General features: G+C 47.3%; 20 protein-coding genes. 16 read left to right on the top strand and 4 right to left on the bottom strand.

Annotation, left to right across the window (positions count from 1 at the left end):
- The first annotated feature begins 1 nt into the window (after position 1).
- The 7 genes from nikC to sdaAA all read left to right on the top strand — a co-directional run bounded on the left by nikC (position 2) and on the right by sdaAA (position 7,106).
- Positions 2-823: a nickel transporter permease gene (gene nikC / locus ACESZH_RS01110; RefSeq protein ID WP_373215591.1), complete on the top strand. Its 822-nt coding sequence runs from the start codon at positions 2-4 to the stop codon at positions 821-823.
- A gap of 40 nt (positions 824-863) precedes the next feature.
- Positions 864-2,417: an ABC transporter substrate-binding protein gene (locus ACESZH_RS01105; protein ID WP_373215506.1), complete on the top strand. Its 1,554-nt coding sequence runs from the start codon at positions 864-866 to the stop codon at positions 2,415-2,417.
- A gap of 10 nt (positions 2,418-2,427) precedes the next feature.
- Entirely contained in the window at positions 2,428-3,216 is a 789-nt protein-coding gene (locus ACESZH_RS01100) for an ABC transporter ATP-binding protein (protein WP_373215504.1), read from the top strand.
- Positions 3,206-4,174 (top strand): oligopeptide/dipeptide ABC transporter ATP-binding protein, encoded by a 969-nt coding sequence (locus ACESZH_RS01095; protein ID WP_373215502.1) that lies wholly within the window; start codon positions 3,206-3,208, stop codon positions 4,172-4,174. The genes ACESZH_RS01100 and ACESZH_RS01095 overlap by 11 nt, the downstream gene beginning before the upstream one ends.
- A 15-nt stretch (positions 4,175-4,189) precedes the next feature.
- Positions 4,190-5,431, top strand: a complete 1,242-nt coding sequence (locus ACESZH_RS01090; RefSeq protein WP_373215500.1) for a hypothetical protein — start codon at positions 4,190-4,192, stop codon at positions 5,429-5,431.
- A gap of 126 nt (positions 5,432-5,557) precedes the next feature.
- Positions 5,558-6,226, top strand: a complete 669-nt coding sequence (gene sdaAB, locus ACESZH_RS01085) for an L-serine ammonia-lyase, iron-sulfur-dependent subunit beta (protein WP_373215498.1) — start codon at positions 5,558-5,560, stop codon at positions 6,224-6,226.
- A gap of 4 nt (positions 6,227-6,230) precedes the next feature.
- Positions 6,231-7,106 carry an L-serine ammonia-lyase, iron-sulfur-dependent, subunit alpha gene (gene sdaAA, locus ACESZH_RS01080; RefSeq protein ID WP_373215497.1) on the top strand — a complete coding sequence of 292 codons (876 nt, stop codon included), beginning with the start codon at positions 6,231-6,233 and terminating at the stop codon, positions 7,104-7,106.
- Between the two features lie 87 nt (positions 7,107-7,193).
- Here the strand turns inward: sdaAA and ACESZH_RS01075 are convergent, their stop codons facing one another.
- Positions 7,194-8,828 carry a class I adenylate-forming enzyme family protein gene (locus ACESZH_RS01075; protein ID WP_373215496.1) on the bottom strand — a complete coding sequence of 545 codons (1,635 nt, stop codon included), beginning with the start codon at positions 8,826-8,828 and terminating at the stop codon, positions 7,194-7,196.
- A gap of 279 nt (positions 8,829-9,107) precedes the next feature.
- Between ACESZH_RS01075 and ACESZH_RS01070 the strand changes: the two genes are divergently transcribed.
- Positions 9,108-10,643, top strand: coding sequence for a sodium:solute symporter (locus ACESZH_RS01070; RefSeq protein ID WP_373215494.1), 1,536 nt, complete (start codon positions 9,108-9,110; stop codon positions 10,641-10,643).
- A gap of 82 nt (positions 10,644-10,725) precedes the next feature.
- Here the strand turns inward: ACESZH_RS01070 and ACESZH_RS01065 are convergent, their stop codons facing one another.
- The 3 genes from ACESZH_RS01065 to ACESZH_RS01055 form a co-directional block, all read right to left on the bottom strand.
- A complete protein-coding gene (locus ACESZH_RS01065; RefSeq protein ID WP_373215493.1) occupies positions 10,726-11,538 on the bottom strand; it encodes an amidohydrolase family protein in 813 nt (270 codons plus the stop codon).
- 103 nt (positions 11,539-11,641) lie between these two features.
- Positions 11,642-12,883 carry a sensor histidine kinase gene (locus ACESZH_RS01060; RefSeq protein ID WP_373215492.1) on the bottom strand — a complete coding sequence of 414 codons (1,242 nt, stop codon included), beginning with the start codon at positions 12,881-12,883 and terminating at the stop codon, positions 11,642-11,644.
- 12 nt (positions 12,884-12,895) lie between these two features.
- Positions 12,896-13,570, bottom strand: coding sequence for a response regulator transcription factor (locus tag ACESZH_RS01055; protein ID WP_373215490.1), 675 nt, complete (start codon positions 13,568-13,570; stop codon positions 12,896-12,898).
- A gap of 191 nt (positions 13,571-13,761) precedes the next feature.
- Here ACESZH_RS01055 and ACESZH_RS01050 point away from each other — a divergent pair, with 191 nt between their 5' ends.
- The 8 genes from ACESZH_RS01050 (at position 13,762) to ACESZH_RS01015 (ending at position 20,640) form a co-directional block, all read left to right on the top strand.
- On the top strand, positions 13,762-14,433 hold the full coding sequence (locus ACESZH_RS01050) for a polyphosphate polymerase domain-containing protein (protein ID WP_373215489.1): 672 nt from the start codon (positions 13,762-13,764) through the stop codon (positions 14,431-14,433).
- 78 nt (positions 14,434-14,511) lie between these two features.
- Positions 14,512-15,183, top strand: a complete 672-nt coding sequence (locus tag ACESZH_RS01045; protein WP_373215487.1) for a DUF4956 domain-containing protein — start codon at positions 14,512-14,514, stop codon at positions 15,181-15,183.
- Between the two features lie 12 nt (positions 15,184-15,195).
- Positions 15,196-17,013, top strand: coding sequence for a CotH kinase family protein (locus tag ACESZH_RS01040; protein ID WP_373215485.1), 1,818 nt, complete (start codon positions 15,196-15,198; stop codon positions 17,011-17,013).
- Positions 17,014-17,130: 117 nt separating this feature from the next.
- Positions 17,131-17,799, top strand: a complete 669-nt coding sequence (locus ACESZH_RS01035; RefSeq protein ID WP_373215484.1) for a response regulator transcription factor — start codon at positions 17,131-17,133, stop codon at positions 17,797-17,799.
- Positions 17,800-17,808: 9 nt separating this feature from the next.
- Positions 17,809-18,801 carry a sensor histidine kinase gene (locus tag ACESZH_RS01030; RefSeq protein WP_373215483.1) on the top strand — a complete coding sequence of 331 codons (993 nt, stop codon included), beginning with the start codon at positions 17,809-17,811 and terminating at the stop codon, positions 18,799-18,801.
- Between the two features lie 43 nt (positions 18,802-18,844).
- Positions 18,845-19,915 carry a PTS transporter subunit IIC gene (locus ACESZH_RS01025; RefSeq protein ID WP_373215481.1) on the top strand — a complete coding sequence of 357 codons (1,071 nt, stop codon included), beginning with the start codon at positions 18,845-18,847 and terminating at the stop codon, positions 19,913-19,915.
- Positions 19,916-20,115: 200 nt separating this feature from the next.
- Positions 20,116-20,355, top strand: a complete 240-nt coding sequence (locus ACESZH_RS01020) for a hypothetical protein (protein ID WP_373215479.1) — start codon at positions 20,116-20,118, stop codon at positions 20,353-20,355.
- A 147-nt stretch (positions 20,356-20,502) separates the two neighbouring features.
- Complete coding sequence (locus ACESZH_RS01015; protein WP_373215478.1) at positions 20,503-20,640, top strand: FeoB-associated Cys-rich membrane protein; 138 nt, start codon at positions 20,503-20,505, stop codon at positions 20,638-20,640.
- Positions 20,641-20,848: the final 208 nt, after the last annotated feature.

The following is a 20,848-nucleotide window of genomic DNA, read 5'->3' as shown; positions in this document are numbered from 1 at the left end:
AGTGCTGAAATTTTTCAAAGAAAATAAACAGTTTACCCTTTATTTTATCTTGGCGATGGTGATCGTGGGTATTGCTGTGTTTGCACCCTGGATCGCGCCAAAGGACCCGTATGAAGCAGTGATGCTGGATTCGCTGAAAGCGCCGGGAGAAGGGGGCTATATCTGCGGAACCGATAAGCTTGGCAGAGATATTTTATCAAGGGTTATTTTTGGAACAAGGACATCACTTGTTATGACATTGATCCTGGTAGCAGTGATCTTTGTTGTGGGAACATTTCTGGGAGTTCTGGCAGGATACTTCGGAGGAATCGTGGACACGGTCATCATGCGTATTGCAGATATGATGATCTCTTTCCCGGGTCTTGTACTTGCCATTGCCATTGCCGGTATGCTGGGACCGAATATTGTGAATGCAGTAATCGCGATCTCTGCAGTAAGCTGGACAAAATATGCCCGTCTGTCCCGAAGCCTTGTGCTGAAGGTCAGGAAAAACCTTTATATTGAGGCTGCGGTTGTAAACGGAACCAAAACCTCCAAGATCCTGTGGAAGCACGTTCTGCCAAATATGATCACACAGATGATCGTAACAGCAGCGGCAGACATCGGTACTATGATGCTGGAGCTGGCATCTCTGTCCTTCCTGGGATTTGGCGCTACAGCGCCGACACCGGAATGGGGTCTGATGCTGAATGAAGGAAGAACCTACATGGCAAAGGCACCGTGGCTGATGATCTATCCCGGTATTGCTATTGTTATCGTAGTCATTGTATTTAATATGCTTGGCGACAGCATCCGTGATGTGCTTGACCCGAGACAGGAATAGAAACCGTTAACGGAAATGGAGTATTAAAAAGGAGAAAAACATGAAGAAAAATTGGCTGAGAAAAGTTATGGGAATCTCTCTGGCAGCAGCAATGAGCGTGTCTATGATGACAGCAGTTCCCGTTTTTGCAGAAGATAAAGAAATTACCATCGGTGTTACCAGCTTTGCCGATACACTGGAGCCAACAGAGCAGTATTTTAGCTGGGTTGTATCCCGTTACGCAGTAGGCGAATGTCTGACAAAATTTGATGAGGAAGGAAATATCGCACCATGCCTTGCAGAAAGCTGGGAAGGAAGCGAGGATGGACTGACCTGGACCTTTAAGATCCGTGAGGGCGTAAAATTCTCTAATGGAAACGATATGACAGTTGACGCAGTAAAATCTGCCATTGAGCGTGTTATCGAAAAGAGCGACCGTGTTCCGGAGTTTTTTGACCTGGATACCATGGAAATTGACGGACAGAACCTGATCTTCCATCTGAAGAGAGCAAACGCAAATATGGCAGGAAGCCTGGCAGACCCGCTGTTCCTGATCGTGGACACCAGCGTGGATGATTCCACCTTTGCCATGAACGGACCGATCTGTACAGGACCTTATGCAGTGGAATCCTTCAGCCCTACAGATGCCTGCGTAGTGGTAAGAAATGAATATTACTGGGACGGCGAAGTGCCCCTTGACCGTGTAACTCTGAAATGTATCGATGACCAGACAACACGTTCCATGGCTTTGCAGACAGGCGAGATTGACATCGCATATAATCTGAAAACCGAAAATCTGATCGAGTTTGAGGGAAATGACCAGTATACGATCCAGGAGCTGCAGTCCCTGCGTTCTACCTATGCGTTCATGAACCAGAACGGAGCACTTGGAGATCTTGCACTTCGCCAGGCTCTGCTTCGCGGATTAAACAAAGAGGTATACTGCGCAAACCTGCTGGAAGGCGGCGCTACACCTGGAAAAGCACCGGTTCCTCCGACACTGGACTTCGGCTTTGATGAGCTTGAGGACGAGAATGCTTACGATCCGGAAGGTGCAATGGCTATTCTGGAAGAGGCAGGATATGTAGACAATGACGGCGACGGATTTGTAGAGACTCCTGACGGAGAAAAACTGGAATTGAACTTCGTAATCTACACAAGCCGTGCAGAGCTTGGTGTTTACGCACAGGCAGCACAGGCTGATCTGAAAAACATCGGCATCAATGTAAAACTGAACACAGTAAGCTATGAGACTCTGCTGGATATGAGAGACTCCGGACAGTATGACCTTCTGATCTGGAACGTACTTGTTGCAAATACAGGTGACCCGGAAAACTACTTAAGAGAGAACTGGTACAGCACTTCTGCAAACAATACTGCTGGTTATAACAATCCTGAGGTAGATACCCTTCTCGATGAGCTTGCAGCAACCTTTGACACAGAGGAAAGAAAAGAACTGGTTATGCAGATCGAGCAGCACATCATGGATGACGCGGCAACTGTATTCTTTGGATATGAGACAACATATCTGTTTTCAAATAACCGGGTAACAGGCGTTAAGATGTACCCGATGGATTACTACTGGCTGACAAAGGACATCGCACTGGCAGAATAAGGAGTAAGATATGCTGGAAATAAGAGATTTGTCTGTTCAATACGGGAAACAGGCACCTACCATTGAGCACTTCAATCTTTCCATGAAGAAAGGAGAAATCATCAGTGTTGTAGGTGAAAGCGGAAGCGGAAAGACTACAGTGATCCGTGCAGTCCTTGGCGCTTTGCCTGGGGCTGGCAAGGTTACTTCCGGCGATATCATCTTTCAGGGAAAATCCTTGTTAGGCAACTCAAAGGATGAGTGGAGAAAAATCCGCGGCAGCAAAATGTCCATGATCTTTCAGGACTGCGGAGGAACCCTGAATCCCATCCGTAAAATCGGCAGCCAGTATGTGGAATATATCTGCACGCACAGCAAAATGTCAAAGGATGAGGCATGGAAGCTGGCAGTATCCATGCTGGAAAAAATGCGTCTTCCGGATGCCGAAAACATTATGAAAAGCTTTCCGCATCAGCTCTCCGGCGGTATGCGCCAGAGAGTGGGAATTGCGCTGGCTATGACTTTTAATCCTGAGCTGCTTTTGGCGGATGAGCCTACCAGTGCGTTGGATGTGACCACACAGGCGCAGATCGTCCGCCAAATGATGGAGCTTCGCGATACGTTTGGTACAAGCATCATCATTGTAACCCATAACCTGGGTGTAGCCGCCTACATGGCAGATAAGCTGATCGTAATGAAGCACGGAAAAGTGGTGGATCAGGGAACACGCGACGAGGTTATGGACCATCCTACAGATGACTATACAAAGAAACTGCTGCAGGCAGTTCCGGAAATGGAGGGAAGGCGTTTTGTTTCATGAATCAGATATTGTGCTGAAAGCAAATCATATTGTAAAACAGTTCCCTGCTTCCGGCGGAAGAACGCTGAATGCGTGCAATGACATCAATTTAAACGTTTATAAGGGAAAGACCCTTGGAATCGTGGGCGAGAGCGGATGCGGAAAATCAACCTTTGTCCGCATGGTCATTTCCCTGGATAAGCCTACTAGCGGTGAGATTTTGTATCATGACAAGGATATCTCAAAATTTTCAAAGCAGGAAATCTGGGAAAACCGCCAGAATATGCAGATGGTTTTCCAGGACCCGCTGGCGTCTTTTAATCCTAAAATGAAAATCATAGATATTCTGACAGAGCCGCTTTTGAATTACAAAAGAATTAAAAGAAGCGAGAAAGCCGCCAAAGCGAAAGAGCTTTTGGAAATGGTAGAGCTTCCGGCAGATTTTATGTACCGCTATCCTCATAATATGAGCGGCGGACAGCGCCAGAGAGTCAGCATAGCAAGGGCTCTTTCATTGGAGCCGGAGATCCTGGTCTGCGACGAAGCAACGTCCGCACTGGACGTTTCCGTACAGGAGTCGGTGATCGAATTGCTGGTACGTCTCCAGAAGGAGAAGAATATCAGTATGATCTTTATTTGCCATGACCTGGCGTTGATCCAGTCCTTTGCACACCAGATCGCGGTCATGTATCTTGGACATATTGTGGAGGTGCTTCCGGGAGAGGATGTGGCACATCATTCCCTTCATCCTTACACCCAGGCTCTTTTGGGCGCACAGTTCTCCATTCATATGGATCAGAGCGAAAAAATCGAAAGTATTGAAAGCGAGGCGCCAAGTCCGCTGGATGTACCCACAGGATGCCCCTTCCAGAACCGCTGTGAACACTGTATGGAAAAATGCAAAACGGAAAAGCAGGTTTTAAAAGAGGTTTCTCCAGGTCATGAGGTGGCCTGCTGCTATGTAACAGAACAAAAGTAAGAAAGGCAAAACAGAATGAAAAGAAAAAGAAATAGAGTGATCAGTTCTCTTCTCCTGGCTCTTCTGACGTTGTCTGTGACAGTTCCCGCTTCTGCCGCCGAGCAGGAAGACGGCACTGAAATATATAAGATCGGTGTGGCAGTTTATAATCCTGAAGCACAGGAAATGAAAATGTTTATGAACTACTACAAGGATTATCTGGAGGAAGGATTTCCTGTAAAATTTTATTTCTCCGGACAGATCAGCAGCGCAGAGGAAGAAAACACGTTTATTAAGGCTGTGAAAACAGCAGGTGCGCAGGGGATCATATCATTCTGCGGAATGGATGTGGAAAGCACAGTCCAGGTATGCGAGGAGAATGAGATCCCATATGTGCTGGGCTCCAATATTGTAAGCGATGAGGATTATGAGGCAGTAAAGGGCAGTCCAAGCTTTCTGGGAAGTGTAGGACCGAATCTGAATCTTGTATATGAATCAGGATGTAATATGGCGGAGCACTTCATTGAGGAAGGTGGAAAATCCTTTGTCATCATGACAGGCGGCGCTTCAAGGGGGAATGCACTTCACGCTGCCAGAACAAAAGGTATGCTGGATGTTCTGGAAGAAAAGGCAGGTCTTGTGCTGGAAAAATCATCAGAGGAGCTGGCACGCACAGAGGAAAATACGGCACTGGAAAATGAAGACGGAACCGTTACCGTAACACTTTGCCCTGATTATACAGAAGAAGGGGAAGGATTAAAAAATCTGAAGGCTGCCTTTGAAAACGGCACCTATGATGTTTTGATGAGTGCTTTTCATGCCAGCACCTATCTGGATGTGATCTCTGAGAAAGAGGCGGAACAGGATTCCAATATCATGGTGGGCGCCATCGACAGCTTTACGGAGACAAACTTTGAGGCCATCAAGGCGGAGGATGCCTACGGAAATCCAAAGATCGACTATGTAGAAGGGAAATATGCTTCTATGGCAGGCCCTGCATTTGCGATGCTTTACAATGCCATGACAGGTCATCCGGAAGCAAATACGCCGGACGGACAGGCTGTTCAGTTATACCAGGGCTTCTGGACTGCTGAAAGCAGAGAAAAATTTGTGGAGTTGTACGGGTATACGACCGGAATCTATGAGAATGCTTATAGCTGCAATGATCTGATGCAGGTGATCAGCGTTTTCAGTGAGGATGCTTCACCGGAGGCTCTTAAGGAGTTGACGGAAGCATACAGCGTAGAGGCTGTGAAAGAAAGAATTATAAGCCAGTAAAAGGCGAAGGGGAAAATCAATTTTATGGTTTTCCCCTTTTCTCTGTTTTTATCTCCTGTTTTGCGTTATACTAAGGAAAACAAGGATTGCTTCTCAAAAAAGAGGCAGGAAGGATGAGAAAAAAAGATGGAATTTATCAGCGTTTTCGATGTGATCGGACCGAACATGATCGGCCCTTCCAGTTCACATACGGCGGGCGCGGTGCGGATCGCACTCCTTGCCGGGAAAATGATGCACCACAGGATCGTGAAGGCAGATTTTATTTTGTATAAATCCTTTGCGGAAACCTACCGCGGACATGGAACAGACCGCGCCCTGGTAGGGGGGATACTGGGATTTAAGACTGACAATCCCAAGATACGGGATTCTCTGGAAATTGCGGAAAAACAGGGACTTGCCGTTACTTTTTCCTGCAACCGCGAGGAAACGGACTGCCATCCTAACACGGTGGACATTGCGATGGAGGATGAGCTGGGTTACCGCCTGACTGTCCGGGGAGAATCCCTGGGCGGAGGAAAAGCCAGGATCACCCGCATAAATGGCGTAAATGTGGTGCTGACGGGAGAATACAGCTCTCTTCTTGTGGTGCACACCGACTATCCGGGCGTGCTTGCCCACATCACAGACGTACTCAGCAGCCATCATGTGAACATTGCCTTTCTGCGGCTGTTCCGCAGGGAAAAAGGCGGAGAAACCTATACCATCATTGAATCAGACGACCCTGTTTCCGCCGAAGCTGTGGCTGACATTAACAAGAATCAATATATCAGAGATACCATTGTGTTAAAGGAGTAGGATTATGGATTTTAGAAATGCAGAAGAGCTGCTTTTATTATGTGAAAAAGAGAAGTTATCCATTGCTGATATTATGAGATATCGAGAAGTGACAGAAGGAGAAACAGACCGTATTACTGTGGAATGCCGGATGAAAAAGGCTTTAAAGATCATGTACGACTCAGCACATGCTCCACTGGAAAACCAGTTCCGTTCCATGGGCGGACTGATCGGCGGTGAAGCAAAGAAGCTGGAGCGCCGCAGGAAAACAGAAAAATCCGTATGTGGAAATATACTGTCCCGGGCCGTAATGTATTCCCAATCTGTATTAGAGGTAAACGCCTCCATGGGTGTCATCGTGGCAGCCCCCACAGCCGGATCATCAGGAGTCATCCCAGGCGTCCTCTTCGCTCTGCAGGAAGAGTATGCCCTGGAAGAAAAAACACTGCTGGACGGCTTATTCACAGCAGGAGCAGTAGGCTATCTGCTGATGCGTAATGCCTCCGTATCCGGCGCGGAAGCAGGCTGTCAGGCAGAAATCGGCTCCGCATCGGCAATGGCATCCGCCATGGCAGTTTCCATGATGGGCGGAACCAACGAACAATGTCTGGATGCCGCCTCCATCGCACTCAGCAACCTCCTTGGCCTTGCCTGCGACCCCATTGCAGGCCTGGTAGAAGCCCCCTGCCAAAGCCGAAACGCCCTGGGCGTCTCCAATGCCCTAATCTGCGCAGAAATGGCCCTGAGCAACATCAAAGCCGTCATCCCCTTCACCGAAATGTCAGAAGCCATGTACAAAGTAGGCCGCTCCATGCCCCCCGAACTCCGCGAAACCGCCCTAGGCGGGTGTGCCGCCACCAAAACCGGCTGTAAATACAAATCCTGCATCCTACGGAAATAATCTCACGTTCAGCGAGGCGGGGCCAACAGGGGGAATGCGAGGGGGCAGTCGGCCTTCGCAACTCCGAGATTGCCCCCTCGCATCCTCTTACCCCCGATTCTGTTCCGCCACCAGATGAGCCGCCCCATACATTTCGCGCAGCTTCGGCTTCTCAATCTTCCCCGTAGGATTTCTCGGCACATCCGCAAAAATAATCTTCCTGGGACGCTTATAACGCGGAAGCTTTTTGCAGAAAAGATTAATATCCTCCTCCGAACAGTCATATCCCGGCTTAATGGAAATAATCGCCGCCGCGATCTCGCCCAGCCGTTTATCCGGAAGCCCGATCACCGCCACATCATGGATCGCATCATTAGTGCGCAGGAAATCCTCAATCTGAACAGGATAAAGGTTCTCTCCACCGCTGATAATAACATCCTTTTTACGGTCAACCAGAAAGATAAACCCATCCTCATCCTCCATCGCCATGTCCCCGGTATAAAGCCAGTCATCATGCAGTACCTCCGAGGTAGCCTTCGGATCATTATAATAGCAGGTCATAACTCCAGGCCCTTTTACGGCAAGCTCTCCCGTTTCGCCCTGTTTCACAGGATTTCCCTGTTCATCAATGATCTTGGTTTCCCAGCCGTATCCGGCCTTTCCGATAGCGCCGACCTTATGGATATTCTCCACCCCAAGATGAACGCATCCAGGTCCTATGGATTCGCTTAATCCATAGTTCGTATCATACTGATGATGCGGAAAATATTCCTTCCAATGCTTGATCAGACTTGGAGGAACAGGCTGTGCACCGATGTGCATAAGGCGCCACTGGTCAAGATGATAGTCAGAAAGCTTCAGCTCGCCGGAATCCAGTGTCAGAAGGAGATCCTGAGCCCATGGCACCAGCAGCCATACGATAGTACATTTCTCTTCGGAAACAGCACGTAGGATCGACTCCGGATTGGTACCCTTTAAAAGGACCGCCTTGCTGCCGGAGAGAAGGCTTCCGAACCAGTGCATTTTGGCTCCTGTGTGGTACAGAGGCGGAATGCACAGGAAAATGTCATCCCTGGTCTGCCCGTGATGATTCTGCTCTACCTGGGCGGAGTGCATCAGAGAACGGTGCTTATGTAAAATAGCCTTGGGAAAACCAGTTGTTCCCGAGGAAAAATAAATTGCTGCAAAATCATCGTCCGTAATGTTGATCTTTGGAGACTGGCTGGAGCAGTTGGCTGCATGGGTGGTATAGTCCTCTGCAAAGCCCGGGCATCCATCGCCCACATAGTAAAGCAGGCGGTGCTTGCCGATCTCATCCGCAATTTCCTCCACACGTCCGATAAATTCCGGGCCGAAGATCAGGATATCAGCCTCTGACAGATCAAGGCAGTACTGGATCTCCTCTGCGGAGTAGCGAAAATTCAAGGGCACAGCCAAAGCCCCTGTCTTTAGTATTCCAAAATAAATAGGAAGCCATTCCAGACAGTTCATCAGCAGGATGGCAACCTTATCTCCTTTTTTTACCCCACGTTCCAAAAGCAGGTTGGCAAAGCGATTGGCCTTTTCATTAAATACGTTCCAGGTGATCTCCCTGCGGTAGTAGGGAGCGCGCTCCGGCTCGATCAATTCAAATTCCTTCCATGTAACACGTCTTGTCTCCGGCATCTCAGGGTTAATCTCTACCAGACAGACATCATCTCCGTAAAGACGGCAGTTTTTTTCCAAAATTTCTGTAATAGGCATTGGAATCTCCTTCCTTAATTCTCTCTATAGATAAAAAATTCGCGCTTTAACGCGCCGACTCGATGAAGCTATCATATCGAATTTATGTAAAAATGTCAACATAATTTTGGGAGCGTAGGAGCTATTTTTGCAAAAAATGCACAAAAGAATAGAAGAAAAGTATTGACGGGGGAATCGAACAAATGATATACTGTTTGCACTTATATTTTAATAGTTAAAAGCGTTACGCTTCAACGCGTAAAAGCAAGGCTTTTGACAGAATGAGGGAGGAGTTTTATCATGCTAGTAAAACTGATTATGCTGCTGGTGTTTTTCGGGATTATGATCGGTGTAGGCGTTGCATCCCGGAAGCATGCATCAAACGTAAATGACTTTGTACTTGGCGGCAGAAATGTGGGTCCATGGCTTACCGCTTTTGCATATGGAACCTCGTATTTCTCGGCGGTTGTATTTGTGGGGTATGCGGGGCAATTCGGATGGAAATACGGACTGTCCTCCACCTGGATCGGACTGGGAAACGCATTTTTGGGAAGCCTTCTTGCCTGGGTGGTGCTTGGCAGAAGAACCAGAATCATGACCCATCATCTTTCTGCGGCAACTATGCCGGATTTTTTTGGAAAGCGTTTTGACAGCAATGCGCTGCGGATCGCGGCATCTGCAATCGTATTTATTTTTCTGATCCCTTATACGGCATCCCTGTATAACGGGCTTTCCAGACTCTTCGGAATGTCCTTTGATATTCCCTATACAGTCTGCGTTATCCTTATGGCAACCCTGACAGGTGTTTATGTAATCCTGGGCGGCTATATGGCAACTGCCATCAATGATTTTATCCAGGGTATTATCATGATCTTTGGTATTATTGCAGTTATCCTGGCTGTTTTAAACGGACAGGGCGGATTTATGGAGGCTGTCGGGAAGCTTGCTGAAATCCCAAGCGATATTCCGGTAACCATGGGACAGCCGGGAGCGTTCACTTCATTCTTTGGACCGGATCCGGTGAACCTTCTTGGAGTTATTATCCTGACATCATTAGGAACCTGGGGACTGCCCCAGATGGTACATAAATTCTATACCATTAAGAGTGAAAAGGCAGTAAAGACAGGTACTGTGATCTCTACATTTTTTGCAGTGATCATTTCCGGCGGCTGCTATTTCCTGGGCGGTTTCGGAAGGCTTTTTGACAACCCGGATATTTATAAGGCAGACGGCAGCATTATATACGATGGTATTATTCCGTCCATGCTTTCCACTTTGCCTGACATCCTGATCGGTATTGTGGTGATCCTGGTGCTTTCCGCATCCATGTCAACCCTATCCTCTCTGGTGCTGACCTCCAGTTCCACGCTGACACTGGATTTTATCAAGGGAAATGTGGTGAAGGATTTAAGCGATAAAAAACAGCTTCTGGTCATGAGAGTCCTGATCGTGTTCTTTATTGCCATCTCCGTTATCCTGGCCCTGAATCCGCCTACCTTTATCGCCCAGCTTATGGGAATTTCCTGGGGCGCACTGGCGGGAGCTTTCCTGGCACCGTTTTTGTACGGCCTGTTCTGGAAGGGAACTACGAAGCTGGCTGTCTGGGCAAGCTTTATCGTGGGCGTAGGAATTACAGTCGCAAATATGTTTATTAAATTCATCGCTTCCCCTATCAATGCAGGCGCTGTTGCTATGGTAGCCGGGCTTGTGGTAGTTCCGGTTGTCAGCCTTCTGACACCGAAGATGGAGCAGAAAAAGGTTGATAAGATTTTCTCCTGCTACGATGAAGAGGTGCAGGTAAAACGGAAGGTAGCGCTTCCGGATAAAGAAGAATAAAATAATAAGGCCCCTCCTGGGACGCCGGAAGTTGATATGCTCCGGTGACCGGGAGGGGCTTTTTAAGTATAGCAGATGGTCCCTATAATCCCAGGATTGATTGCGCATTCTCACAGAGAATCTGCTGCTTTTCTTTTTCAGAAAGTCCGGGGAGGTTCTGTACTTTTTTTACGCATTCCTTCTGGGAGGTCCAGGGCGTGTCGGTTCCGAAGAGGATCCTGTCAGCGCCATGGAGGCGAATCATGCGGACAAGCTGATCCTCGGGCATGTGCATCAGGGAATAAGCGGTGTCCAGATATACATTTCTTCCGCAGAGCTTCTTCTCCGCTTCGTCATAATTTTCGTTGCTGCCCAGATGAGCAAGGATCAGCTTTTCCGGCGCTACTTGATCCAGAACATGAAGGATCATATCCGGAGAGCAGAAAAACTGGTTTGGGGTATAGGGGTCAGCTCCTGTATGTGTAACTGCCGCAAGCCCCAGCTCAGACGCTTTATCGAGTATACGCATATAGCGGATATCATCAAAATAGACAGCCTGATAGTTGGGGTGCAGCTTAATGCCCTTGAAGCCTTCGCGGGCAAAAAGGGTAAGCTGCTCTTTGTAATTATCGGACTCCGGGTGAATGCCTGCATAAGAGATCAGCCTTGGCCCGTCACCTTGGCTAAAATTTTCATTGATAAAGGAGGCAAAGCGGAGGATGGAGTCAAACTGATGGGGGTCTGTGACAGTAGGCAGGACGACACTCACATCAATGCCTGCGTCTTCCATGGAACCGCGAAGCCCATCAATGGTTCCATCCATGCTGGGAGTCAGTTGAATCACCGAGGCAAGCTTGGGGAGCGCCTTGGCAGCTACTTTGTCAGGAAATATATGAGTGTGGGAATCAATGATCATGGGGAAACCTCCTGGATATAATATATACTTCTAAGTACTAATAGCTATTATATCACAAAGAAAGGATGTAAGCTTAAAAATATTCCTTCAAAAGGTCACCACCTCAAAAGGTTTTTGCTTGTGAAAATGGAAATGTCACTGTGATGGTCAGGGAATGTTCATCCTGGGTGGATGCAGTGATCTTTCCTTTGTGGGCAGTGACAATGGTTTTGGCAATAGAAAGGCCGATTCCATAGCCGCCTGTCCCGGAATTACGGGAGGGGTCTGTGCGGTAAAAACGGTCAAACAGGTATTTCAGGTTCTCCTGCGAGATGAACTCTGTGGTGTTATATACGGAAAGTCGGATGTTTTTATTATGCTTTTCCAGGGAGAGGGAGATGTCGCCGTTTTCGCTGGAATATTTCAGTGCATTGTCCAGAAGGATGGATATTAGCTGACTGATGGCTTTTTCGTCGCCATGCAGGGAGAGCATGGGCTGGATGCGGCTGTTGAAGGTCTTATTCTGGCTTTTGGCAAGAGCCTGAAAGGACTGGCTGGTTTCGCTGACCACATCGGAAAAAGGAAAGCCGATCATTTGGAACTGGTTCTGATCCTCCTCCATTCTGGAAAGGCAGACAAGGCTGTTTGTCAGCTCAGCCAGACGCTGGGTCTGCTTCTGAATGTCCTGGAGCCATTCATTTTCTCCAATATCCAATTTCAGAACATCCGCATCCGCATCGATGATGGTAAGCGGGGTTTTGATCTCGTGTCCGGCATCCGTGATAAAGCGCTTCTGTTTCTCATAGCTCTCGGAAAAGGGCTTGACGATACTTTTGGACAGAAGGGCCACCATGCAGAAGACCGCAAGCAATCCCAGGGCAGAAATAGCGCAGCTTATCCACAGGAAGGTACGGAAGGTAGTGAGGTTTCTTCCGCAGTCCATGAAAATGATTCGTGTGTTGTCACCGGAAGCCTTTTGGATAAAGCGGTAGTTTCCCATAAATCCCTTCTGCCTGTTCAGGTCAAAAACGTTCCGGGCGTATTCAACTGCGGTATCCTTATTTACGGCGGCGATCTGCCCCATATCGGCTGCCAGAATTTTTCCGGTACTGTCTATTAAAACGGAAAAGTATCTGGTTTCATAGGGCAGCTCTGGCGACATGGGATTGAAACCGTCATTTCGCCGGTCATTATTCATCTTTGGAAAGATGCCGTTGTTTTCACTGAGGATGGCAAGGACGGAATCGGCATTTTCCACAATTCTTTTGTAGTTCAGCAGATTGATAGTGCCGATGATGACCAGCAGCACCATCAAAAGGGAAAACATCGTCAGGGCAATAAATTTCATACGAAGCTTTTTGATCATGTATATCCTCCCTTATCGGATATCCTCCAGGGAGTATCCGGCATTTCGTGTAGCTTTGATATGAATATCTGCATGGAGGGCTGTCAGCTTTTTTCGCAGATAGGAGATATAGACCCACACCACATTGATCTCCGCATCACTGTCGTAGCCCCATATTTTCTCCATGAACCGTTCTGCGGAGATGAGATGTCCGGGATTTGCCATCAGTAATTCCAGCATTTGAAATTCTCTGTTTGCCAGTCGGAAGCTGCCTGAAGGGGAGGACATTTCAAAGGTGGCACGGTCCAGGGTGATATTGCCCACACGCAGTTGGGAAGTGGTCTGGGTAGTCTGGCTGCGGGTCATGGCGCGGATACGTGCCAGCAGTTCCTTTGTGTTGAAAGGCTTGGTCAGATAGTCATTGGCGCCGCTGTCAAGGCCCAGTACCTTGTCATTTATTTCGGATTTTGCCGTGAGCATGAGGACAGGAACAAGATTTCCTTTTTCCCGCAGCTTTTTCAGAACGGTAATGCCGTCCATTTTCGGCATCATAATGTCTAAGATCACACCGTCGTAATTTCCGGTTTCCAGATATTCTAACGCTTCTTTGCCGTTATAGACGGCATCCGCAGAGTAATTGTTTTTTTGCAGAATGGCAATGATGGCTCTTGAAAGAGAGCGTTCGTCTTCTGCCAGTAGTAATCGCATAAGATCCCTCCAATACTTTTTCTTTATTATGATAATACGCCCCAGACATTAACTGGAATTAAAAGTCTTCGGTTTTCCTGTATTTTATCATCTAAAAAAAGTAAAGTCATCTTTTTTAGTTTCAATTAAGGTTGCAAAGCTAAAATGATTCCCATACCAATCACTGTGTAAAGAGAAAGAGGGGGAGTGAGATGATTTTTCGCCATGAATGGAAGCATGAGATCAGTGAGTCTGACATCATTACGCTGCGGCACCGTCTGAATGCGATTGCACGGACAGATGAACACGCCGTTGATGGAAAATATGAGATCAGAAGCCTGTATTTTGACTCTCTGTCCGATAAGGCATTGAGGGAAAAGCTGGATGGGGTCAACATCAGGGAAAAGTTCCGCATCCGTTATTATAACCGTGATACTTCGATGATTCACCTGGAAAAGAAAAGTAAGGTGGGCGGTCTGGGAAATAAAGCAAGCGCAGTTCTTTCTAAAGAGGAGGCGCAGGCAATTGCGGATGGAGATTATAGCTGGATGATGGGAAGCGGCAGACCTCTGGTGCAGGAGCTGTATTCTAAAATGATGGCGCAGGGGTTAAGACCCAAAACCATTGTGGATTATACACGGGAGCCGTTTGTATATGCGCCGGGGAATGTGAGGGTCACAATGGATTACAAGATCAGGACCGGGCTTCGGTGTACGGATTTTCTGGATACGGAATGCGTGATGATTCCTGCGGGAGACGCTCCGGCTATACTTGAGGTAAAATGGGATGAATATCTTCCTGATATCATCCGGGATGCTGTGCAGCTTGACGGGCGGCGCAGCAGCGCATTTTCAAAATATGCCGCATGCCGTATTTACGGCTGATATGAAGTTAAATGGACATGCAGGCACGTCTGCTTGGCTCGTTGCTGGCGGGAATAAAGAACAAAGGAGAATAGGATCATGACTTTTAATGATATTTTTAAATCAAATTTTCTGGAGAATGTGACAAGCGTCAGTGTTCTGGACATGTTGTTGGCGCTGGTGTTTGCGTTTGGGCTTGGGTTATTTATTTTTATGGTTTATAAGAAAACCTTTTCCGGCGTTATGTACTCGTCCAGCTTTGGGGTGACTCTGATCGCCCTTACGATGATCACCACCCTTGTAATCCTTGCAGTAACGTCGAATGTGGTTCTTTCCCTTGGTATGGTAGGTGCGTTATCTATCGTGCGTTTCCGTACTGCCATTAAGGAGCCGCTGGATATTGCCTTTTTGTTTTGGGCGATAGCGGATGGTATCGTGCTGGCTGCCGGGATGATTCCGCTGGCTGTTATGGGCAGTGTGATCATCGGAGTGGTGCTTCTTGTGTTTGTGAATAAAAAGACTCATGTGAACCCTTATATTCTGGTTATTAGCTGTGTAGACCAGGACAGTGAGAAACGGGCAAAGGAATTTCTGAACCAGCAGGTGAAGCGGTGTGTGGTAAAGAGCAAAACGGCGCAAAAGGGTTCTGTGGAGTTAAACATGGAAGTGCGTCTGAAAGATGACAATACGGATTTTATCAATGAGTTATCTGATATGGAAGGAATCAAAAGCGCTGTTTTAGTCAGCTACAACGGCGATTATATGGGATAAGGAGGAATACGGATGTCAACACATAAGCATATTGACAGGATTTGCTGTGTTGTCCTTGTTCTGGTATTGATTTTGACGGCTGTATTCGTAAATGGAGAAGCATTTGGGATTCAGACGGTCAGCACCGTCATGGGTTATGAATTAAAGCTGTTTGATACGTCTGTCGTACATACTATTGATATTGAGATGGATGACTGGGATTCTTTTATTGAGAACTGTACGGATGAGGAGTATGTGAACTGTACGGTAATTATTGACAATGAAGCATATAAAAATGTGGCGATCCGCGCAAAAGGGAATACTTCTCTGTCCCAGGTACAGACGTACGGGAATAACCGTTACAGCTTTAAGGTTGAATTTGATCATTACGACAGTACAAAAAACTATTACGGACTTGATAAATTTTGCCTGAACAATATTATTCAGGACAACACTTATATGAAAGATTATCTGACTTATCAGATGATGGGATATTTCGGAGTGGATGCGCCTCTTTGCAGCTATGCCTACATTACTGTGAACGGGGAGGACTGGGGGCTGTATCTTGCGGTGGAAAGCATAGAGGAGGCGTTCCTGAAGCGGAATTACGGCACTGATTATGGAGAACTGTATAAACCGGACAGCTCAGATATGGGCGGAGGCCGTGGCATTGGCGGGGGCTTTAATGAGGGCGGCGGTATGCCCCGGGAAAATGAGGGACAGTTTGGCGGAGAGAAGATGCCCGGTTTTGGAACAGGGTCCGGACAGCAGAATGCGCCTGATGGAATGGGCGGGGAAGCGGACGGAGCTGCGGGAAAAGGTATGGGTAAGGACATGGACGGAGCTGCAGGAAAAGACATGGGCAAGGATATGAATGGAGCCATGGGAAGCGATGACGTGACTCTTGTCTATACAGATGATGACTATGACAGCTATTCCAACATATTTGAGAACGCAAAGACCGATATCAGTGACAGTGACAAGGACCGTCTGATCGCCTCGTTGAAAAAGCTTAATGAGAATGAAGACATTGAGGAAGTCGTAAACATTGAAGAGGTGATCCGTTACTTCGTAGTACATAACTTTGTGGTGAATTTTGACAGTTACACAGGTTCCATGATCCATAATTATTATCTGTACGAGGAAGACGGTCAGTTATCCATGATTCCCTGGGATTACAACCTTGCATTCGGCGGCTTCCAGTCCAACACGGACGCGGCCGGCCTTGTAAACTATCCAATCGCTTCCCCGGTATCCGGCGGAACGGTGGATTCAAGACCCATGCTTGCCTGGATCTTTGCAAGCGAAGAATATACGGAGCTGTATCACCAGTATTTTTCGGAGTTTATTGCAGAATATTTTGAAAGCGGCTATTTTGAAGGTATGATGGACTCTGTGCGGGAGATGATAGCTCCATATGTGGAAAAAGATCCCTCGAAATTCTGTACATATGAAGAATTTGAGGCGGGCATCGCCACACTGAAGGAATTCTGTATACTTCGGGCGGAAAGCATCAGGGGTCAGTTGGATGGTTCGATTCCCTCCACCTCTGACGGACAGTCAGCAGACGGCGCCTCACTGGTGGATGCCGGAGATATGGAAATCTCCGCAATGGGCAGCATGGGAATCACAGAAAAAATGGAAGGCACCGCTCCGGAAGCAGCGGGTGAATCGCTGCAAAGGCCGGATGGGGAAGCCGGAGAAAGCTTTGAGCAAGGAAAGATGCCGGATATGAATGGCGGCACGAACGACTTCGCGGCAAACAATACGCAAAGCTGGATTTTGGTCAGCATTTCCGCGGCGATTCTTTTATTGGGGCTGATCGTAGCGTTTGTTTTTAAACGGCGGTAACAGCAGGTGATTTTTGAGTTTCCATTGAAGAAAAATGGTGATATAATATGCGGAAAGACGTATCAGGAAGTTCATAAACCGGACTTCCTTGTTTGCGTAAAGAACCAGGAGGTGTATATGTATCGGATTTTAATCGTGGAAGACGAGGATATCATTGCCGGAATTATGAAAAAGCATCTGGAGTCCTGGGGCTATGAAGTGTTCTGTGTCACGGATTTTGAGCATGTTCTTCAGGAATTTATCCGCAGGGAGCCACAGCTTGTCCTTCTGGACCTGAAGCTGCCTTTTTACAACGGATTTCACTGGTGCGATGAGATCAGGAGGATTTCACAGGTTCCTATTTTATTTATTTCGTCTGCTGCAGACAATATGAACATGGTCATGGCGATGAGCCGGGGAGCAGACGATTTTATTGCAAAGCCTTTTGACATGGATGTGCTTACGGCAAAGGTGCAGGCGGTCATCAGGCGGACATATTCCTTTGCAGCCTCCGCAAATCTGCTGGAGCATGGCGGAGCGGTGCTGAATCTGGGAAACGGGACCCTGTCCGTAGATGGGGAGGCCCTGGACCTTACAAAAAACGAAATGAAAATCCTCCAGATCCTGTTCGAACACAGAGGAATGGTTGTCTCAAGGGATGCCATTATGACAAAGCTGTGGGAGAGCGACAGCTTTGTGGATGACAATACTCTGACCGTTAATATAACACGCCTTCGCAAAAAGCTGGAAAGCGCAGGATTGAAGGATTTTATTGTGACCAAAAAAGGTCTGGGGTATATGGTGTGAGGTGCTGGTATGAAGGGCTGGATAGAGTATTTGCAGAAAATACGAAAAGTGCTGCTTTTTTGCCTGATCTGTGTCGTTGTGTTTGGAACGGTGCTTTTTCTTTACGACATACCTTTGGAGCCGTTGATTTACGGAACTGCTGTGTGCGCAGTGCTGGGAGCCATAGCACTTGTCCTGGGACATCACGCTTATATGGTAAAGAAAGAAAATCTTCTATATATAAAAGAGAATACGCAGGTGAATCTCTCGAAGCTTTCGCCGCCCGCCAACGGAAATGAGGAGCTTTACCAGGAGATGCTGCGTGAACTGGACGGGGAGCGCAAAAGGCTGGAAAACAGCAAGAGTATCTTTTTTACCCAACTGACAGACTATTATACCATGTGGGTCCACCAGATCAAGACACCTATCGCGGCGGCGAGACTGCTTCTGACTGCGGATGCAGGCGGCACTCAGGAAGTGCTGGGGGAACTGTTCAAGATTGAGCAGTATGTGGAGATGGTCCTGGGTTATCTGCGGACGGAAGATATATCCTCTGATATGGAATTTAGACGATACAGCCTTGACGGGATCATCCGGGAACAGATCCATAAATTTGCCAGGATATTTGTTGGGAAAAAGCTTGCGCTGGAATACGATGGCACAGAGGAGATCGTTCTTACAGACTCCAAGTGGCTGGGCTTTGTCATCGGTCAGGTTCTTTCCAATTCCCTGAAGTATACCCGGGAAGGAAAGATCAGGATTTACATGGAAGACAACCGTCCCCATACACTGGTGATAGAGGATACGGGAATTGGTGTGAGAAAGGAAGACCTGCCCAGAGTATTTGAAAAAGGCTTTACCGGATATAACGGCAGGGAGGAAGGCAGATCCACCGGAATTGGATTGTATTTGTCAGCAAAGATTATGAAAAAACTGGGACATGAAATTTCTATGGAGTCGGAGCCGGGAAAGGGAACAAGGGTTTATCTTTTTCTGGGAAGAAAAGCTCTGGAAATGTATTGACGAAACGGCGGGAAAGCCGGGAAGAAAAAAGAGGAGAAGAAAAATGAAAAAGATCAAAAAGATACTGTCGGATATTTTTATTGACGGCTTAAGCGGTATGGCGCTGGGACTTTTTTCCACGCTGATCATCGGTACGATCCTGAAACAGATAGGGGATCTGATAGGCGGAACCTACGGCGGTTACTTAAGCGCCTTTGCAGTCATTGCCCAGAGGTTGACGGGAGCGGGCATCGGCATCGGTGTGGCTTATAAATTCAAGGAATCTACATACGTTCTTTTGTCAGCAGGGGCAGCAGGCATGATCGGAGCTTATGCCAGCAATCTGATCGCAGGAACCTTTTTCACGGAGCAGGGAGCGATCCTTCTGTCAGGTCCTGGTGAGCCACTGGGAGCTTTCATTGCCGCCTATGTGGGAATCGTGGTCGGGCGTCTGGTAGCCGGAAAAACAAAGGTAGACCTTTTGATCACTCCGGCTGTGACCATTCTCTCCGGCGGAGCAGTGGGTATGCTCATAGGGCCTTCCATCTCTGACTTTATGGCTTGGATCGGAAACCTGATCAACTGGGGAACCGAGCAGCAGCCTATTCTCATGGGTATTGTCGTGTCCGTTCTGATGGGCATGGCTTTGACGCTGCCGATCAGCTCCGCAGCATTGGGGATTATCCTGGGGCTGAATGGAGTGGCTGCAGGAGCGGCTACCATTGGCTGTTCCTGCCAGATGATAGGTTTCGCGGTGACCAGTTTTAAGGACAACGGAGTGGGCGGCCTGTTTGCACAGGGCGTGGGTACGTCTATGCTGCAGATTCCAAATATTGTAAGGCGACCGCTGATCTGGGTACCGCCTACATTGGCATCCGCCATTCTGGGACCGATCGCGATCACCGGAGTATTCCATATGACCAACAATCCTACTGGCGCCGGAATGGGAACGTCAGGGCTGGTGGGCCAGATCATGACATATCAGACGATGGCAGCCACGGAGGAGCCAACGCTGGTTCTGATCAAGATCCTGGTATTCCATTTTCTCCTCCCGGGGATACTGTCCTATGTAATCTACAAAGGGATGAAAAATATGGGATATATCCGCGATGGTGAGATGAAACTGAGGGTGTGATGGCAGAGAGTGTGTGGAAAAATTGCACAAAAGAATGCTGGATATATTTTTGACAAAGTGCCGAATTTTATAAAAACCACCAATTTTTTATTATGAAAATAAACAAAAACTGATAAAATAAGATAACAGGAAAAATAATTCAGATATATCTGATAATGAGACCTGCAATATTGAATATTAAGAAAAGGGTGGTTGCAATTATGAAACGAGTTAAGGCGGCATGTATCAGACAGACTCTCCATTTTATGCTGAAAGAAGGCGCAGAGCAGGAATTTGCTGTGAGAATGGTAGATGAAGAAGTTAGAAGATATAAGGAACAGTTGGAAAGAAATAAAGTCCAGCATCGTATTATCTCTGAAAACAAACTGGAAGACGGTTCTGTTATGATGGAGATCATCAAACAGTATAACAATACTCCTGTAGGAACATATTTAGACTGATCGTGAACATAAAACTATTGACAACTAATATGCGTTAGAATATACTAACATCAAGAAAGTACATTGACCTTTGTCAGCAGGCTTTCTGGTATGCGGACGGGAAGAGCAAAGAAGGTATCTGCCGGAAGGCAGTGAAAGGAGTATATTATGGGAACAGCAATTGTTGGAATCGTATTAGTTGGAATAGTAGGCCTGGTGATCAGAAGCATGGTCCGGGATAAAAAGAACGGAAAATCCATCCAGTGCGGCGGAGACTGCAAGCACTGCGGCGGACATTGCCATTGACATACTGGGAAACCAGGTAAATGTGAGAAAATATTTATAAGAAGTACCATAGGGGCGCCGCCCTGCTAATTTAGATATAGTTTAAATTAGCAAGTGCGACAGCCCTTTTTTTTAGGCAAAAATAAAAAAACAAACAAAAACCACAATGAAATCCACAGAAAAACAACATAAAAACAGAAAAAACATGTTGGGTTTTGTTGACATCAAT

Source organism: Ruminococcus sp. 5_1_39BFAA, assembly GCF_964240875.1.
In the GTDB taxonomy this organism is placed as follows: domain Bacteria; phylum Bacillota; class Clostridia; order Lachnospirales; family Lachnospiraceae; genus Blautia_A.
This window is presented reverse-complemented; position numbering and strand designations above follow the sequence as displayed.

Excerpts from the sequence above, each read along its gene's own strand:
- ACESZH_RS01065 (WP_373215493.1), bottom strand. The coding sequence starts at position 11,538 with ATGATCATTGATTCCCACACTCATATATTTCCTGACAAAGTAGCTGCC.
- ACESZH_RS01015 (WP_373215478.1), top strand. The coding sequence starts at position 20,503 with ATGGGAACAGCAATTGTTGGAATCGTATTAGTTGGAATAGTAGGCCTG.
- ACESZH_RS01050 (WP_373215489.1), top strand. The coding sequence starts at position 13,762 with ATGATTTTTCGCCATGAATGGAAGCATGAGATCAGTGAGTCTGACATC.
- ACESZH_RS01100 (WP_373215504.1), top strand. The coding sequence starts at position 2,428 with ATGCTGGAAATAAGAGATTTGTCTGTTCAATACGGGAAACAGGCACCT.
- ACESZH_RS01030 (WP_373215483.1), top strand. The coding sequence starts at position 17,809 with ATGAAGGGCTGGATAGAGTATTTGCAGAAAATACGAAAAGTGCTGCTT.
- ACESZH_RS01040 (WP_373215485.1), top strand. The coding sequence starts at position 15,196 with ATGTCAACACATAAGCATATTGACAGGATTTGCTGTGTTGTCCTTGTT.
- ACESZH_RS01090 (WP_373215500.1), top strand. The coding sequence starts at position 4,190 with ATGAAAAGAAAAAGAAATAGAGTGATCAGTTCTCTTCTCCTGGCTCTT.
- sdaAB (WP_373215498.1), top strand. The coding sequence starts at position 5,558 with ATGGAATTTATCAGCGTTTTCGATGTGATCGGACCGAACATGATCGGC.
- sdaAA (WP_373215497.1), top strand. The coding sequence starts at position 6,231 with ATGGATTTTAGAAATGCAGAAGAGCTGCTTTTATTATGTGAAAAAGAG.
- ACESZH_RS01055 (WP_373215490.1), bottom strand. The coding sequence starts at position 13,570 with ATGCGATTACTACTGGCAGAAGACGAACGCTCTCTTTCAAGAGCCATC.
- ACESZH_RS01060 (WP_373215492.1), bottom strand. The coding sequence starts at position 12,883 with ATGATCAAAAAGCTTCGTATGAAATTTATTGCCCTGACGATGTTTTCC.
- ACESZH_RS01025 (WP_373215481.1), top strand. The coding sequence starts at position 18,845 with ATGAAAAAGATCAAAAAGATACTGTCGGATATTTTTATTGACGGCTTA.
- ACESZH_RS01035 (WP_373215484.1), top strand. The coding sequence starts at position 17,131 with ATGTATCGGATTTTAATCGTGGAAGACGAGGATATCATTGCCGGAATT.
- ACESZH_RS01105 (WP_373215506.1), top strand. The coding sequence starts at position 864 with ATGAAGAAAAATTGGCTGAGAAAAGTTATGGGAATCTCTCTGGCAGCA.
- ACESZH_RS01075 (WP_373215496.1), bottom strand. The coding sequence starts at position 8,828 with ATGCCTATTACAGAAATTTTGGAAAAAAACTGCCGTCTTTACGGAGAT.
- ACESZH_RS01070 (WP_373215494.1), top strand. The coding sequence starts at position 9,108 with ATGCTAGTAAAACTGATTATGCTGCTGGTGTTTTTCGGGATTATGATC.
- ACESZH_RS01020 (WP_373215479.1), top strand. The coding sequence starts at position 20,116 with ATGAAACGAGTTAAGGCGGCATGTATCAGACAGACTCTCCATTTTATG.
- ACESZH_RS01045 (WP_373215487.1), top strand. The coding sequence starts at position 14,512 with ATGACTTTTAATGATATTTTTAAATCAAATTTTCTGGAGAATGTGACA.